We start from the raw sequence: 14,147 nt of genomic DNA on the forward strand, positions 1-14,147 counted from the left end.
CAGCTCTTTGCGCTGCAGCACGGCAGCAATCAGCTCGTCGGTGTGCAGGCTGCCTTTCATGAGCATTTCGACTTCGCCCTGCACCGCCATGTGGGCGGCGATTTCGGCCGCTTCGTGGCTGTGCGCCGCCGCCACGATTTGGTAGGGCGACAAATCCAGCCCGGCCTCGGCGGCCACGCGCCGCAAGCGCTGCTCAGGCCCGATCAGCACCGGGATGATCAAGCCGGCCTGCGCCGCATCGAGGGCCCCTTGCAGGGAGCCGGCATCGCAGGGGTGCACCACCGCGCAGCGCGCGGGCTCCAGTCCAGCGCCCCGCGCCAGCAGCTCGCGCAGCCGGGCCTCGGGGTCGGACAGTTGCAGGCGCGGCAGATCGGGCCGCCGCAGGCGCAGCTTCTGCGTGGGGGCCAGCACCCGGGCCACGCCTTGCAATACCCGCACGCCATTTTGGTTGGTGGCGCTGCAGTCGAGTTCGACGCGCTTTTTTGCTTCGTCTTTGGATGCGACTGTGAGCAGCACCTCCAGCGTGTCGCCAACATGCACGGGGTGCAAGAAGGTGAGCTGCTGCTCCAGATAGATGGTTCCTGGCCCTGGGAATTGGGTCCCCAGCAGCGCCGATATGAGGGCCCCGCCCCACATGCCGTGCCCGACCACGCCGTACAAACGGGTGTCGGCCGAGTACTGCGGGTCGAGGTGCGTGGGGTTGGTGTCGCCCGAGACGGCGGCAAAGGCTTGGATGTCTTGCAGCGTCAGGGTGCGCAGCAAGCGCGCGCTCTGGCCGACCGACAGTTCGTCGAAGGTGTGGTTTTCGAGCCAGTCGGCTGCCGATGGGATTGGTGGGTTCATGGGGTTGGCTTGTTGCTGGGGCAATCAATCGGCAGCATAGGTGAGCAAACCGTCAATTCGATGACACGGCGCGCTCTGCACCGGCAGCCGCCACTGGGCCGATGTGTGCAAGGTGCAAATCCACGCTCTCGATCATCAGCATCATGGCTTGCGACCCATACTGGCTGGCGTAGGCGCTGACCAGCTCGTAGCGCAACACCACGAGGCCGCGCAGCTCGAAAAACAGCAGGTCTTTGCGCCGCCGCTCGGTGCCATCCAGCGCGCGCGCACGCCGCTCGGGCCCGGTATAGGGCTCGGCGTTGCTCGGTGGGGACGGGTTTTTGACCTGCCGGATGAGCCGATCGATGGTGCCTTCGCGCTTGAGATCGAGCTGCAACGCGTGCGCCAGCCGCTCGATGCGCTGGTTGAGGGCGCGCAGGGAGTCTTCGCGGCGCAGCATGAAGGCCGCTTCGGCCCGCTGGTGCTTGCGGTCGTCGTCAGTCCGCATAACGCTCTTTGACGTACAGACCCGGGGCCTCGCAGACCTGCAGCTCGGCCGGGATAACAGGCGGCGCCTGCTTGGGGCCCGAGCGGGCCTGCAACCAGTCCCGATAAGCCTCCCACCAAGAGCCTTCGAGCAACGGGGCTTGGGCGGCCCAAGCATCGGGCTCGATCCAGCCATCGGCCGGCACGGTGGTGGCAATCTGGTAGCTGCGCCGGGGCCGCCCGGGCTCGGAGACGATGCCGGCGTTGTGCCCGCCCGCAGCCAGCACGAAGGTGATGGGGGTGTCGGTGAGCAGATGGATTTTATAGACCGAGCGCCACGGAGAAATGTGGTCGCGCACGGTGCCCACCACGAACAAGGGGGCCTGGATGTCCACCAGCGCCACGCCACGGCCCTCGACCCGGTAGTGCCCCGCTGCCAAGGCGTTGTTCAAAAACAGCGAGGACAGGTACTCTGAGTGCATGCGCTCGGGCAGGCGCGTCACGTCGGCGTTCCAGCTCATCATGTCGTTGCCGATTTCGTCCTGACCCAGCAGGTAGCGACGGGTGTTGCGCGACCAGATCAGGTCGCGCGAGTTGAGGAACTGGAACGAGCCCGCCATCTGCTTGCCCGACAGATAGCCGGTGCGCGCCATCGAGGTGCGCAGGGTCTGGAGCTGGTCGTCGTCGATGAACACGCCGAGTTCGCCGGGTTCGCTGAAATCGGTCTGCGCCGCCAGCAGCGTGACCGAGGCCAGCGCCGGCAACTGGTCGTAGAGCGCGTCGGCGCGGCGCCGCTGTTGCCCCGTGGGCAGGATGCGATCGGCCTGGCGCCGACCCAGGGCGGCAGCGACAATGGCCAAGAAAGTGCCCCCGAGGCAGTAGCCCAAGGTGTGCACGCGCTCGGCAGCCGTGCTGCGCTGCACCGCCGCCAGCGCCTCCATCACCCCCAAGCGCAGGTAGTCTTGCATCCCGAGCGCGCGGTCGCTGGCGTCCGGGTTGTGCCACGAGATGATGCAGACCGTGAAACCTTGTGCCACCAAGTAGCGCACCAAGGAGTTCTCGGGCGAGAGGTCCAGGATGTAGTACTTCATGATGCACGAGGGCACGATGAGCAGCGGCTCGGGGTGCACCTCGGGCGTGCTGGGCCGGTACTGGATGACCTCGATCAGGCGGTTGCGGTAGATCACCTGGCCTGGGGTGACCGCCACCTTTTCGCCGACCGGGTAGGGCAAGGGCTCGAGATCTTCGGCCGGCGTGCTGGGCTGGGCTCGCCGCATGGCTGCCGCATCTTGTAAAAATTGCTGGCTGCCTTTGATCCAAGTCTGGCCGCCGCTTTGCAAGCCGGACTTGAGCACCACCGGGTTGCTCAAGGGCCAGTTGGAAGGGGCCAGGGCATCGACGCCCTGGCGCGCAAAAAACCCCAGCAGGTGCTGGTGGTGCCGGTTCATGCCCTCGACTTGTGCGGCCTCGCGCCACCAGTCGTCGAGCACCCTGAAAGTTTCGCGCCAGGCCTTGAAGGGCCACTGCTGCCACTCGGGCTCGGCAAAGCGGGGGTCGGCGTCGTGCGCGGGCTCGTGGGCGCTGCTGTTGCGCAGCGCCTGGGCGCTCAGTTCCAGCGCTTTTTGCGCCAGCTCCAGCTGCCGGCCGGGCGCGGCCGCCAAGTGCCAAAGCCAGTCGGCCTGCGCCAGCGCCAGCGAAATGGGCGACAAACCCATGGCGGCCTCGGACAGGCGCGACTGCACCCACTGATCGAGCTGGCGATGCGGCTTGGTGGGTGGCGGCTGGACGGCAAACGTGGGCGGGGACTGGGTCATGGCGATGCGCTCCTGCTGCGATGGGACTGTGAACCACGGGCAGGCCAGCGAGATGCGGCTGCGCCCGATCAGGCACCGATTCCTAATATAACCCTATCCTAGCACCGACTATCGATTTTCCTGTATAAGGCCTGCGCCTGCGGGGCTGGATTTGCCACCTGCCAGCCCTGATGCATGGGCTGCAAGCGCCTGCAGCGCCGATGGCTCGCGCGGCTGGGCGACAATCGCGCCCATGCTGCAGTTTGAACGCCTCGCCTCCGACCCCGCCAGCCACGCGCGCCGTGGCCGCCTAACTCTGCGCCACGGTGTGGTGCAAACCCCGATCTTCATGCCGGTGGGCACCTACGGCACCGTCAAGGGGGTGCTGCCGCAGAGCCTGCAGCAGATGGGGGCGCAGATTATTTTGGGCAACACCTTTCACCTCTGGCTGCGCCCGGGGCTGGAGGTGGTGCAGACTTTTGGTGGCCTGCACCGCTTTGAGAACTGGCCCGCACCCATTCTGACCGACTCGGGTGGCTTCCAGGTCTGGAGCCTGGGGGCGATGCGCAAGATCAGCGAGCAGGGGGTGCAGTTTGCCAGCCCGGTCAATGGCGACAAGCTGTTCCTCTCGCCCGAGGTGAGCATGCAGATCCAGACCGTGCTCGACAGCGACATTGCGATGCAGTTTGACGAATGCACGCCCTACTGGCAGGGTGAGGGCGCAGGCAAGGATGGCAGCGGCCACATCACAACCGAAGCCGAAGCGCGCGCCAGCATGGAGCTGAGCCTGCGCTGGGCGCGGCGCTCGAAGGCCGAGTTCGAGCGCCTGCAAAACCCGAACGCCCTGTTTGGCATTGTGCAAGGCGGGATGTTTGAGCACCTGCGGCACGAATCTTTGCAGGCGCTGGTGGATCTGGATTTACCCGGCTACGCCATCGGCGGCGTGAGCGTGGGCGAGCCCAAGGAGCTGATGCGTCAGATCATGGCCCACACGCCGCACCGGCTGCCGGCGCACAAGCCGCGCTACCTGATGGGGGTGGGCACACCCGAAGATTTGGTGCAGGGCGTGGCCGACGGGGTGGATATGTTCGACTGCGTGATGCCCACCCGCAACGCACGCAACGGCACCCTGTTCACGCGCTATGGCGACCTGAAAATCCGCAACGCCCGGCACCGGCATGACCCGCAACCGATCGACCCCTCTTGCACCTGCAGCGCCTGCGCCGGGCCCGAGGGCCTGAGCTGGGAACAAGGCGGGCGCGGGGGCTTTTCACGCGCCTATTTGCACCACCTGGAGCGCTGCGGCGAAATGCTGGCCCCGATGCTGGCCAGCATCCACAACCTGCACTACTACCTCAACTTGATGCGCGAGGTGCGCGCGGCGCTGGAGGGCGGCGCTTTTGCGGCTTGGCGCTTGCGCTTTGCGGCGGATCGCTCGCGCGGGGTGTAGCTGCGGGCGCGGCCTCGGCGCTGGCCGGTGCCGCAGCCACGGCCGCTTGTGCGCTGGCCATGGCCTCGGTGCCGGCTTGCACGCTGTGCGCCATTTGCTCGGCGGCGCGGCTGGCGTGCTCGGACATATCGCGCAAGGCCTCGTTGGCGATGGTTTGGAACTGCTCAGTGAGGGCGCTCCACCACTGCATGGGATCGACGGCGGGGGGCGCGGCCTCGGCTGCCCCCGCCGCTGGGGCGGGGCTGCCCTCCGGCTGGCGCTGCGCTGCGGATGCCTCCCGTTCACTGGTGCGGGCTGCGCTTGCCGGGGTGGCGCTTGCCGGGGCTTCGGGCGCGGGCGGCTTGACCGTGAAGGCCTCGGCCATTTCCTGCATGCTCACATTCATGCTTTTGAGCGTGAGCAGCGTCATTTTTTGCAGCTCCAGCGCCTGGATGGTGGCCGCCAGCGCCTTGGTGTTTTGGTCGAGCCAGAAATGCACCGTGCGCAAGTCTTGGATGCGCTTGTCGAGCTCCTCGGGGTCGAACACCGGGGCAATCCAGTGATTCATAGGCGGCATGCCTGGCACCGCACCAGCGCCGGCACCCAAACCCGTGGCACTGGCGGCACTTTGGCGGCCCAGATTGCTCAAAAACTCAAAACCCGGCAGGCTGCGGGCAAATTCAAAGGCTTCCGGTTGCGTCATGGGGTGCTCCTCGTGTTGGCCAGCCTGCAGCATGCCACAGTTGGGTGCCTTCGTGTGGACCCCGGCCCGTCTGGCGCCAGAGATTGATCGGGATCAAGGCCGTTGTGCCGCGTTTTGCCTCACAATAAAGTCCAACAAGCAGGAGATCGACCCATGAGCCAAAACATTTCCGACACCTTCGCGCTGCAGTTGCAGCACATGCGCACCGAGGTGATTGCGCAGCTGCGTGCCCAGCGCGGCGGCAAGATCGGCCGCGCCGAAGCGGCGCAAGACCGGCACGATGTGCAAAGCGGCGACCGGGCGCAAAACGAGGCCGAGCGCGATCTGGCCATGTCGATCGACGTGCGCGAGACCGAGGCCCTGACCGCCATCGACGCCGCGCTCAAGCGCATCGCGGCCGGCAGCTACGGTCTGTGCACCGCCTGCGGGGTCGATATTCCAACCGCACGCCTGCACGCCAACCCGACCGCTGAACGCTGCGTGGCCTGCCAAAGCCAGCTTGAGCAGGCCCGTGGCGAGACCCACCCTTCGATGTAACGCGCCGTGCAAACCCACCCCGCCCTCCGCCCCGCCGGCCTGACTACCCGACGCCAATGCCTGGTGGCGGCGTTGGCTTGGGGCGGCGCGTGGAGCGGTGTGGCGCACAGCAACCCAGCCACCCCCACAGGCCATCGCGGGGCCTTTGCGGGGCCGGACCGGTTGGCGCTCGACTACGACGTGAGCGCGCGCATCAGCGGCATGCCGGTGCGTGCCAGTGGCCAACTGCAGTGGCTCATGCGCAGCGGCCAGTACGAAGCCAGCTTGGCGATGCGCTTGCCCTTGGTGGGAGGGCGCACCCAGCGTTCGCGCGGTCGGCTGCTGCCCGATGGCCTGCAACCGACCGAGTTCAGCGACCAAACCCGGCGCACGCGCCGCTACGAGCTCGACTGGACCGCGCTGCGCTATCGCCACCAGCGCGACTCTGAGGCCGAGCGCGTTGGCCCCCTGCAAACCGGCACCCAAGACCGGCTCAGCTTGTTTTTCGAACTCGCGCGCCGGCTGCAGCGCCAGACGCCGGTGCTGGATGCGGTGTGGAGCGTGCCCGTGCTGGGCCCCTCTGGGGTGCAGCCTTGGACGCTGCGCCTGCGGGCGCTGGAAACCATCGAAACCCCGGCCGGCCCCTTGTCGGCTTGGCGCTTGGAACGCCACAACGCGCAGCCCGACGACTCGCGCCTGAGCCTGTGGCTGGCCGAAGCGGTGCATTACCTGCCGGTGCGCATCTTGTTGCAAGAACCCGACGGCGATTGGGCCGACCAGCGCCTGCTGCGACTGCCCACGGCTTGAACCAAGGCCCTACAGCCCCATCTAATGCACAGGGAAGCTGCGTACACGGCCGCAACCCGTGGCCTTGCAAGGTTTCCTGATTCGGCGCACAGTACAGCTATGCAAACCCTCTACGACTCCGACACCTTTGTGGTAGTCCACATTTTGGCGCACGCCGATGCGGTGCGGTCGCCGGTGCGCGCACTACCGGGTCATGATGGGCAAACGGCCGGGGCCGACAGCGCCCCCGCCACGCACCAGATGCCGCGCCACGGCTTTGAGATTGTGGACAAGCGCTCTGGCAAAGAGGTGTACCTGGACGGCTCGTGGGCCGAGCTGTTCCAGCAGCAGATTCACACGTGGCAGCGCGACACCCCCACGCAAGAGGAAGTGGAAGACACGCTGGAAGGTTACGCCACCTTGGCCCAGACGCCGGTGGCGGTGCACTGAGGGCTGGCGCTAGCGCCGCCGACCGCCGCCGAGCAAGCCGCCCAGCACGCCGCGCACCAGTTGCCGGCCCACCGAACTGGCCACCGCGCGCACTGCGGTCTGCGCCACGTTCTGCAACAGTCCATTGGTCTGCCCCCCGCGTGGCCCAGTGCGGCCGAGCAAGGCCTCCTGCAAAAACCCACCGACGCCCGCATTTGTTGCAGCACCCGGCCGCGCTGCAGCAACTCGGCCGCCCGCAGACGCCGCGGCTGGGTTGTTTGCAGCCACAGGCGCGCCAGTTGCCGCCGCCTGCGCGTGCTGGCGCAGCAACTCGTACGCGCTTTCGCGGTCCAGCACTTTTTCATAAACGCCAGCCACCAGTGAGTTTTGCATCAAGGCTTGGCGCTGCGCCGGCGCAATCGGTCCGAGCTGGCTGCCCGGCGGCAGCACGTAGGCGCGCTCGGTGGGGCAGGGGCGCCCCTTGGCGTCGAGCAGGCTCACCAGCGCCTCGCCCACCGCCAGCTCGGTGATGGCGGCTTCGATGTCCAGCCCCTCTTTGGGGCGCATGGTCTGGGCGGTGGCACGCACCGCTTTTTGATCGCGCGGGGTGAAGGCGCGCAGCGCGTGCTGGATGCGGTTGCCCAGCTGGCCCAGCACCGCATCCGGGATGTCGAGCGGGTTTTGGGTCACGAAATACACCCCCACACCCTTGGAGCGCACCAGCCGCACCACCAATTCGATGCGCTCGATCAGCACCTTGGGCGCGTCTTTGAAGAGCAGGTGCGCCTCGTCGAAAAAGAACACCAGCTTGGGTTTTTCGGGGTCGCCGATCTCGGGCAGCTGCTCAAACAGCTCCGACAGCATCCAGAGCAAAAACGTGGCGTAGAGGCGTGGCGCGTTGAGCAACCGGTCCGCCGCCAGAATGTTGATCACGCCTTGGCCGCCCACCGTCTGCATAAAGTCAGACAAATCGAGCATGGGTTCGCCAAAGAATTGCTCGCCGCCTTGCTCGCCGATTTGCAGCAGCCCGCGCTGGATCGCGCCCACACTGGCGGCGCTGACGTTGCCGTATTCGGTGGTGAACTGGCGCGCGTTCTCGCCCACGTGTTGCAGCATGGCGCGCAGGTCTTTGAGGTCGAGCAGCAGCAGGCCTTGGTCGTCGGCGATTTTGAACACCAGGTTGAGCACCCCGGCCTGGGTCTCGTTGAGGTCGAGCATGCGCGCCAGCAGCAGCGGCCCCATGTCGCTCACGGTGGCGCGCACCGGGTGCCCCTGCTCGCCAAACACATCCCAGAAGGTGGTCGGGCAAGCCAGCGGTTCGGGCAAGGCCACGCCGCGCTCGGCCAGCACCTTGGCCAGTTTTTCGCCCACCTGCCCCGGCTGGCTGATGCCGCCCAGGTCGCCCTTGACGTCGGCCATGAACACCGGCACCCCGATGCGCGAAAACTGCTCGGCCAGGCTTTGCAGCGTGACCGTTTTGCCGGTGCCGGTGGCCCCGGTGATGAGGCCGTGGCGGTTCGCCAAGCCCGGCAGCAAGAAGCACTCGGTGTGGGCGTTGCGGGCGATCAACAGGGGTTGCGGCATGGCGATCTCGCAGTTGTAGGTGGAAGGATTCTAGGGGATGGGGCTGAGGCCGGGGCCTGCTTGACGCCGGCGCGCAGCCGGCGTAGAGTTCCGATCGGGGGCGCTGCCTTTCGGCGGCCGATCCGTTTGGAGTACACGCTATGAAAACCTACCTTAAATTCCTCTTGGTGGCCCTGAGCGCTTTCTGGCTGGCTGGCCATGCGCTGGCGCAAAGCTACTACGTGGACATCACAAACCGCACCGGCTTTGTGATCACCCACATCTACGTCAGCCCGGCCGAGTCTTCGAGCTGGGAAGCAGACGTGCTGGGCAACAAGGTGCTGGCCAAGGGCGCCACCCAGCGCGTCACGCTCACCGGCTACCGCAGCCCGATTTTCGACATCCGGCTGGTCGATGAAGACGGCGACACCTACACCTACTGGAAGGTCGATGTGTCCAAGCGCGACATCGTGGCGCGCCCGGAACACCTGGATTGATCTGGGCCGCTGGGCGGCCCAGCCGCAGCGCCCGCACTGCGCCCACCCCTGAGCCTGCTGCGCTCGGGGGCAAGCTCAGTTGACGGGCTGCAGCGTTTTCACCCACAGGTAGCGCCCGCGCAGACCTTGGTCGATCTCGCCGTGCAGGCGCACCAGGTGTTCGGGGCCGATGCGACGGCCCTGCCAAACCTCGGGCTCGATCTCGACCCGCAGCTCGCCACTGGCGTCGCGAAACAGGTAGTAGTCTTCGCGCTGGTGCGCCACGATGTGGCCGGTGAGGGTGAGGTAGCTGCCCAGCCGCGCTTGCTGGGCTTGCTGAACCGTGCTGGCGGGGCCAGCCACACTGGGGCCGGTGAACTGGGCGCTGGCGTGGGACATGAACGCGCCCAGCAGCGCGGCGCACAGAAGGTGGCGGAGCGGCATTGCTTTACTCCACGGCCTTGACCATCTCTTCGACCACCTTCTTGGCGTCGCCAAAGACCATCAGGGTTTTGTCCATGTAGAACAGGTCGTTGTCCAGCCCGGCGTAACCGGCGGCCATGCTGCGCTTGTTGACGATGATGGTCTTGGCCTTGTAGGCTTCCAAAATCGGCATGCCGTAGATCGCGCTGCCTTTTTGCAACGCCGCCGGGTTGACCACGTCGTTGGCCCCGAGGATGATGGCCACGTCGGCTTGGCCGAATTCGCCGTTGATCTCTTCCATCTCGAACACCTGGTCGTAGGGCACTTCGGCCTCGGCCAGCAGCACGTTCATGTGGCCTGGCATGCGCCCGGCCACCGGGTGGATGGCGTATTTGACCTTGATGCCCTTGTCGGCCAGCTTGTGCGCCAGCTCTTTGACCGCGTGCTGCGCGCGCGCCACCGCCAGCCCGTAGCCGGGGACGATGATCACGGTTTCGGCGTTGCCCAGGATGAAGGCGGCGTCGTCGGCGCTGCCGCTCTTGACCGGACGCTGCGCCGCACCGGCGGCCACCACGCCCTCTTCGCCACCAAAGCCGCCCAGAATCACGCTGATGAAGCTGCGGTTCATGGCCTTGCACATGATGTAGCTCAGGATCGCGCCCGAGGAGCCCACCAGCGAGCCCGCGATGATCAACATGCTGTTGTTGAGCCCAAAGCCGATGCCGGCCGCGGCCCAACCCGAGTAGCTGTTGAGCATCGAGACCACCACCGGCATGTCGGCCCCGCCGATAGGGATGATGATCAGCACCCCGATCACGAAGGCCAAGGCGGTGAGCACGATGAAGGCGGTCCAGTTGCCGGTGAAGGCAAAGTACAGGCCCAGCGCCACAATCGCGATCCCCAGCACCAGGTTGATCTTGTGCTGCCCGGCAAACGTGACTGGCGCGCCCTGGAACAGGCGGAACTTGTACTTGCCGCTAAGCTTGCCGTAGGCGATCACGGAGCCGCTGAAGGTGATGGCCCCGATGGCCGACCCCAGGAACAGCTCCAGCTTGTTGCCAAAGGGGATGTCGCCGCCGCGCTCGGCGATGCCAAAGGCCCAGGGCTCGGCCACCGCTGCGATGGCGATGCACACCGCCGCCAAGCCGACCATGCTGTGCATGAAAGCCACCAGCTCGGGCATTTTGGTCATCTCGACGCGCTTGGCCAAATAGGTGCCAAAGGCCCCGCCGAGCACTAGACCGAACAAGACCCAGCCCAAGCCCTGCGCGGCGTTGACCTGCATCTGCTGCGCCATGGTCAGCACCAGGCCGACGGTGGTCAGGATGGCGATGCCCATCCCGGTCATGCCAAAGAGGTTGCCGCGGATGGAGGATGTTGGGTGGCTCAAACCCTTGAGGGCCTGGATGAAGCAGACCGAGGCCACCAGGTACAGCAGTACGACCAGATCCATGCTCATTTGGCTTCCCCTTGCGCGGCCGCACCGGCTTTGCGCTCTTTTTTCCTAAACATTTCCAGCATTCGGCGCGTGACCAGAAAGCCGCCAAACACATTGACCGCGGCCAGCGCCACCGCCAGCACGCCCAAGCCCTTGCCCAGGGTGGTTTCAGTGAGTGCAGCGGCCAGCATGGCCCCGACGATGATGATGGCCGAAATGGCGTTGGTCACGGCCATGAGCGGCGTGTGCAGCGCCGGCGTGACGTTCCAGACCACGTGGTAGCCGACGTAGATCGCCAGCACGAAGATGATGAGGTTGAAGACCAGGGGGGAGACGGCTTCCATTTTGGAGGTTCCTTGCTTGCGGTGTGTGGGGGTGCGACGCGGGTGCAGCAGGGCCTTAGGCCTTGCGCCGCACTTCGCCGCCCTGGGTCATGAGGCAGGCGGCGACGATGTCGTCGTCCAGCGGCACTTGCACAGAGGTGGCGTCTTTGGGCAGCACCAGCTTGAGGAAGTCGAGCACGTTGCGCGCGTACAGCGCCGAGCTGTCGGCCGCCACCAGCGCGGGCACGTTGGTTTCGCCAATCAGGAACACGCCGTGCTTTTGCACCGTGCGCCCGGCCTCGGTGAGCGGGCAGTTGCCGCCCACGCCGTCGGGGCCCTTGCCGGCGGCCAGATCGACGATCACCGAACCCGGCTTCATGCTCTGCACCATCGCCTCGCTGATGAGCTGCGGCGCCGGGCGGCCCGGAATCAGGGCGGTGGAGATCACCACATCGGCCTGCGCCACGCGCTTGGCCACCTCGACCTGCTGGCGCGCCAGCCAAGAGGGCGGCATGGGCCGGGCGTAGCCGCCCACGCCTTCGGCGGCCTCTTTTTCTTCGGCGGTTTCGTAGGGCACCTCGATGAACTTGGCCCCCAGCGACTCGACCTGCTCCTTCACGCTCGGGCGCACGTCGGAGGCTTCGATCACCGCGCCCAAGCGCTTGGCGGTGGCAATGGCTTGCAAACCGGCCACGCCCACGCCCAGTATGACGACCCGCGCCGCTTTCACGGTGCCGGCTGCGGTCATGAGCATGGGGAACAGGCGCTGGTATTGGTTGGCCGCCAGCAGCACCGCCTTGTAGCCCGCAATATTGGCCTGCGATGAGAGCACGTCCAAGCTTTGGGCGCGCGTGGTGCGCGGTGCCGCTTCGAGCGCAAAGGCGGTCAGGCCGGCCTGCGCCAAGGCTTGCAGGCCAGCGGCGTCGAAGGGGTTGAGCATGCCGACCAGGGTGCTGCCGGGCTGCATCTGGGCCAGCTCGGCGGCCGAGGGGCTGCGCACTTTGAGCACCAGCGCGCAAGCCAAGGCGGCGGCCGCCTCGACCACCTCGGCCCCGGCGGCTTGGTAGGCGGCGTCGGTGCAACTGGCGGCAAGGCCCGCACCGGACTGCACCCGCAGGGTGTGGCCCTGGGCCACCAGTTTTTTGACCGTCTCGGGCGTGGCCGCCACCCGGGTCTCGCCTGCCGCGCTTTCGGCGGGTACACCTATCAACATCTGTGACTCCTGCGGTTCGAATTAAAAACTTGTGCTTACCCGTAGCTTACCGCCATTTTGGTGCGCCTCGGCCCCTATGCCGCAAGGAAGATGTACCAAAGTTGCAAGCTGCGCCAGCGTGGCAGGGCTTCATGGGAAGCGCGACCGCGCCAGTGAGGCACCCGCCGCGCCGTGCTTGCCGCGATAATCGAAACCCTATCAGGCCCCATCAGGCAGCGCTGGAACCCCCGGTGCGGTGCTGGCCGCCGCGCAGCCGCGCGAAAAGCCCCAATCCGATCAACGCCGAATATACACCAGCGGGTATCAATCCAAACGCCATGGCCCTCAAGTCCACCATTTTCAAAGCCAGCCTGCAAATCGCCGACATCGACCACGGCTACTACGCCGACCACGCCCTGACGCTGGCCCGGCACCCAAGCGAGACCGATGCGCGCCTGATGGCGCGGCTGGCGGCGCTGGTGCTCAATGCGCACCTGATCAAGGACTGGTGCGGTGGCGACGCCACGCTGGCCTTTGGCGCGGGCTTGTCGGACCCGCAGGACCCAGACGTGCACCTGAGCGACTTCACCGGCCGCAAGCGGCTGTGGGTGGAAGTGGGGCAACCCGAGGCGAAACCGCTTGCCAAAGCCTGCAACCAGGCCGATGCGGTGCGCGTCTATGCCTACGGGCCGGCGGCCGAGGTCTGGTGGCAGGGCGCGCAAGGGGCGCTGGCGCGGCTGGACAGGTTGCAGGTCTGGCGCCTGCCCAGCGCCGAGATGCAGGCGCTGGCGGCCTTGACCGAGCGCAGCATGGCGCTGCAAGCCACGCTGCTCGACGGGGTGCTGACGCTCTCGAGCGCCAGCGCCACGGTGGCGCTGGAGCCGCAGCGCTGGCAGTGAGGGCGGCGCCCGCGCTGCGCGGCGGCGCCAGGCTGGGCAGGCTCGCTGGCCCCGGCTGCTGACTTGGCTGCTGACTTGGCTGCTGACTTGGGCGCTGGCTCGCTGGGCGCTCGGTCGATTTATCCCAAGGCCAAGGCCAGCGCCGCCAGCGCCGCCGTTTCGCTGCGCAGCACCCGTGGGCCCAGGCTGACCGGGGCAAAGCCCTGCGCCCGCAGGGCTTGCTCCTCGGCAGCCGCCAATCCCCCTTCAGGCCCCAGCACCAGGCACAGGGGCCGGGTGGGTGGCTGCACCTGCGCCAGCGCGGCCGGCCAAGGCTGGCTGCCGGGCGCCAGCGACAACACGGCGCGCCAGGGCGCATCCAGCCCCGGCGCAGCACCCAAGGCCTGCAACCAGGCCTGCAGCGATTGCACCGGGTGAACCAGCGGCACCCGGTTGCCGCCGCACTGCTCGCAAGCGCTCACCGCCACCGCCTGCCAGTGCGCCACTTTTTTAACAGCGCGCTCGGCCTGCAGGCGCAGCACGCTGCGCTCGGTGTGCAGCGGCTGGATGCTGGCCACACCGAGTTCGGTGGCCTTCTCGACCAGCCAGTCCATGCGTTCGTTGGCCGGCATGCCCACCGCCAGATGCACCGGCCGCTGCGGCTCGCGCCCACCCTCGCGCAGCGCCTGCACCTGCACCTGCACTTGGTTGCGCCCCATTTGCAGCACCTCGGCCACGCACTCGCCGCCGTGCTCGAAGCCGCCAAACAGCGTCAGCGTGTCGCCCGGCTGCAGGCGCAGCACCTGCACGTGGCGCACGGCGGCTGCGCCCAGGTCCAGCGTTTGGCCGACGTGCAGCGGCTCGGGGTGGTGGATGCGCGGCATAGGGCT

General features: G+C 67.0%; 16 protein-coding genes. 6 read left to right on the plus strand and 10 right to left on the minus strand.

The features are described 5' to 3' along the window. The 3 genes from SRAH_RS03445 to SRAH_RS03455 form a co-directional block, all read right to left on the minus strand. A partial coding sequence (locus SRAH_RS03445) for a bifunctional enoyl-CoA hydratase/phosphate acetyltransferase (protein WP_029461957.1) occupies positions 1-843 on the minus strand: 843 nt, incomplete at its 3' end. Positions 844-895: 52 nt separating this feature from the next. Beyond that, positions 896-1,330 carry a hypothetical protein gene (locus tag SRAH_RS03450; RefSeq protein WP_029461958.1) on the minus strand — a complete coding sequence of 145 codons (435 nt, stop codon included), beginning with the start codon at positions 1,328-1,330 and terminating at the stop codon, positions 896-898. Then, positions 1,320-3,122, minus strand: a complete 1,803-nt coding sequence (locus tag SRAH_RS03455) for a PHA/PHB synthase family protein (protein ID WP_029461959.1) — start codon at positions 3,120-3,122, stop codon at positions 1,320-1,322. The genes SRAH_RS03450 and SRAH_RS03455 overlap by 11 nt, the downstream gene beginning before the upstream one ends. A 232-nt stretch (positions 3,123-3,354) precedes the next feature. On the opposite strand from SRAH_RS03455, the gene tgt reads away from it, so the two are divergent. After that, complete coding sequence (gene tgt, locus SRAH_RS03460; protein ID WP_029461960.1) at positions 3,355-4,551, plus strand: tRNA guanosine(34) transglycosylase Tgt; 1,197 nt, start codon at positions 3,355-3,357, stop codon at positions 4,549-4,551. Here tgt and SRAH_RS03465 read toward each other — a convergent pair. Further along, on the minus strand, positions 4,457-5,233 hold the full coding sequence (locus SRAH_RS03465) for a PhaM family polyhydroxyalkanoate granule multifunctional regulatory protein (RefSeq protein WP_029461961.1): 777 nt from the start codon (positions 5,231-5,233) through the stop codon (positions 4,457-4,459). The two genes, tgt and SRAH_RS03465, sit on opposite strands and share 95 nt — an antisense overlap. 153 nt (positions 5,234-5,386) lie before the next feature. On the opposite strand from SRAH_RS03465, the gene SRAH_RS03470 reads away from it, so the two are divergent. From SRAH_RS03470 to SRAH_RS03480, 3 genes are all read left to right on the plus strand, one after another. Beyond that, complete coding sequence (locus SRAH_RS03470; protein WP_029461962.1) at positions 5,387-5,770, plus strand: TraR/DksA family transcriptional regulator; 384 nt, start codon at positions 5,387-5,389, stop codon at positions 5,768-5,770. Between the two features lie 6 nt (positions 5,771-5,776). After that, the gene (locus SRAH_RS03475) at positions 5,777-6,556 is read left to right on the plus strand and encodes a DUF3108 domain-containing protein (protein WP_082210052.1); all 780 of its coding nucleotides are present in this window, start codon (positions 5,777-5,779) and stop codon (positions 6,554-6,556) included. 99 nt (positions 6,557-6,655) lie between these two features. Then, the gene (locus SRAH_RS03480) at positions 6,656-6,985 is read left to right on the plus strand and encodes a BTH_I0359 family protein (protein ID WP_029461964.1); all 330 of its coding nucleotides are present in this window, start codon (positions 6,656-6,658) and stop codon (positions 6,983-6,985) included. A gap of 9 nt (positions 6,986-6,994) precedes the next feature. On the opposite strand, the gene SRAH_RS03485 is transcribed toward SRAH_RS03480, so the two are convergent. Next, positions 6,995-8,548: a helicase HerA-like domain-containing protein gene (locus SRAH_RS03485; protein WP_029461965.1), complete on the minus strand. Its 1,554-nt coding sequence runs from the start codon at positions 8,546-8,548 to the stop codon at positions 6,995-6,997. A gap of 140 nt (positions 8,549-8,688) precedes the next feature. Between SRAH_RS03485 and SRAH_RS03490 the strand changes: the two genes are divergently transcribed. Continuing rightward, the gene (locus SRAH_RS03490; protein ID WP_029461966.1) at positions 8,689-9,024 is read left to right on the plus strand and encodes a hypothetical protein; all 336 of its coding nucleotides are present in this window, start codon (positions 8,689-8,691) and stop codon (positions 9,022-9,024) included. 75 nt (positions 9,025-9,099) lie between these two features. Here SRAH_RS03490 and SRAH_RS03495 read toward each other — a convergent pair whose 3' ends face one another. From SRAH_RS03495 to SRAH_RS03510, 4 genes are read right to left on the minus strand one after another with little or no spacing between them, the layout of a single operon-like run. After that, positions 9,100-9,447, minus strand: a complete 348-nt coding sequence (locus tag SRAH_RS03495) for a YgiW/YdeI family stress tolerance OB fold protein (RefSeq protein WP_045476059.1) — start codon at positions 9,445-9,447, stop codon at positions 9,100-9,102. Positions 9,448-9,451: 4 nt separating this feature from the next. Continuing rightward, positions 9,452-10,885 carry an NAD(P)(+) transhydrogenase (Re/Si-specific) subunit beta gene (locus SRAH_RS03500; protein WP_029461968.1) on the minus strand — a complete coding sequence of 478 codons (1,434 nt, stop codon included), beginning with the start codon at positions 10,883-10,885 and terminating at the stop codon, positions 9,452-9,454. After that, positions 10,882-11,208 (minus strand): NAD(P) transhydrogenase subunit alpha part 2, encoded by a 327-nt coding sequence (locus SRAH_RS03505; protein WP_029461969.1) that lies wholly within the window; start codon positions 11,206-11,208, stop codon positions 10,882-10,884. The genes SRAH_RS03500 and SRAH_RS03505 overlap by 4 nt, the downstream gene beginning before the upstream one ends. A gap of 55 nt (positions 11,209-11,263) precedes the next feature. Then, the gene (locus SRAH_RS03510; RefSeq protein WP_029461970.1) at positions 11,264-12,400 is read right to left on the minus strand and encodes a Re/Si-specific NAD(P)(+) transhydrogenase subunit alpha; all 1,137 of its coding nucleotides are present in this window, start codon (positions 12,398-12,400) and stop codon (positions 11,264-11,266) included. Between the two features lie 317 nt (positions 12,401-12,717). Here SRAH_RS03510 and SRAH_RS03515 point away from each other — a divergent pair, with 317 nt between their 5' ends. Next, positions 12,718-13,278 (plus strand): YaeQ family protein, encoded by a 561-nt coding sequence (locus tag SRAH_RS03515; RefSeq protein WP_029461971.1) that lies wholly within the window; start codon positions 12,718-12,720, stop codon positions 13,276-13,278. Positions 13,279-13,397: 119 nt separating this feature from the next. On the opposite strand, the gene SRAH_RS03520 is transcribed toward SRAH_RS03515, so the two are convergent. Next, complete coding sequence (locus SRAH_RS03520) at positions 13,398-14,141, minus strand: 16S rRNA (uracil(1498)-N(3))-methyltransferase (protein WP_029461972.1); 744 nt, start codon at positions 14,139-14,141, stop codon at positions 13,398-13,400. Positions 14,142-14,147: the final 6 nt, after the last annotated feature.

This window comes from Serpentinimonas barnesii (genome assembly GCF_000696225.1).
Lineage (GTDB): Bacteria > Pseudomonadota > Gammaproteobacteria > Burkholderiales > Burkholderiaceae_C > Serpentinimonas > Serpentinimonas barnesii.

Coding starts and splice junctions, on each gene's coding strand:
- SRAH_RS03450 (WP_029461958.1), bottom strand. CDS start 1,330: ATGCGGACTGACGACGACCGCAAGCACCAGCGGGCCGAAGCGGCCTTC.
- SRAH_RS03515 (WP_029461971.1), top strand. CDS start 12,718: ATGGCCCTCAAGTCCACCATTTTCAAAGCCAGCCTGCAAATCGCCGAC.
- SRAH_RS03490 (WP_029461966.1), top strand. CDS start 8,689: ATGAAAACCTACCTTAAATTCCTCTTGGTGGCCCTGAGCGCTTTCTGG.
- SRAH_RS03505 (WP_029461969.1), bottom strand. CDS start 11,208: ATGGAAGCCGTCTCCCCCCTGGTCTTCAACCTCATCATCTTCGTGCTG.
- SRAH_RS03485 (WP_029461965.1), bottom strand. CDS start 8,548: ATGCCGCAACCCCTGTTGATCGCCCGCAACGCCCACACCGAGTGCTTC.
- SRAH_RS03500 (WP_029461968.1), bottom strand. CDS start 10,885: ATGAGCATGGATCTGGTCGTACTGCTGTACCTGGTGGCCTCGGTCTGC.
- SRAH_RS03495 (WP_045476059.1), bottom strand. CDS start 9,447: ATGCCGCTCCGCCACCTTCTGTGCGCCGCGCTGCTGGGCGCGTTCATG.
- SRAH_RS03520 (WP_029461972.1), bottom strand. CDS start 14,141: ATGCCGCGCATCCACCACCCCGAGCCGCTGCACGTCGGCCAAACGCTG.
- SRAH_RS03510 (WP_029461970.1), bottom strand. CDS start 12,400: ATGTTGATAGGTGTACCCGCCGAAAGCGCGGCAGGCGAGACCCGGGTG.
- SRAH_RS03470 (WP_029461962.1), top strand. CDS start 5,387: ATGAGCCAAAACATTTCCGACACCTTCGCGCTGCAGTTGCAGCACATG.
- SRAH_RS03465 (WP_029461961.1), bottom strand. CDS start 5,233: ATGACGCAACCGGAAGCCTTTGAATTTGCCCGCAGCCTGCCGGGTTTT.
- tgt (WP_029461960.1), top strand. CDS start 3,355: ATGCTGCAGTTTGAACGCCTCGCCTCCGACCCCGCCAGCCACGCGCGC.
- SRAH_RS03455 (WP_029461959.1), bottom strand. CDS start 3,122: ATGACCCAGTCCCCGCCCACGTTTGCCGTCCAGCCGCCACCCACCAAG.
- SRAH_RS03480 (WP_029461964.1), top strand. CDS start 6,656: ATGCAAACCCTCTACGACTCCGACACCTTTGTGGTAGTCCACATTTTG.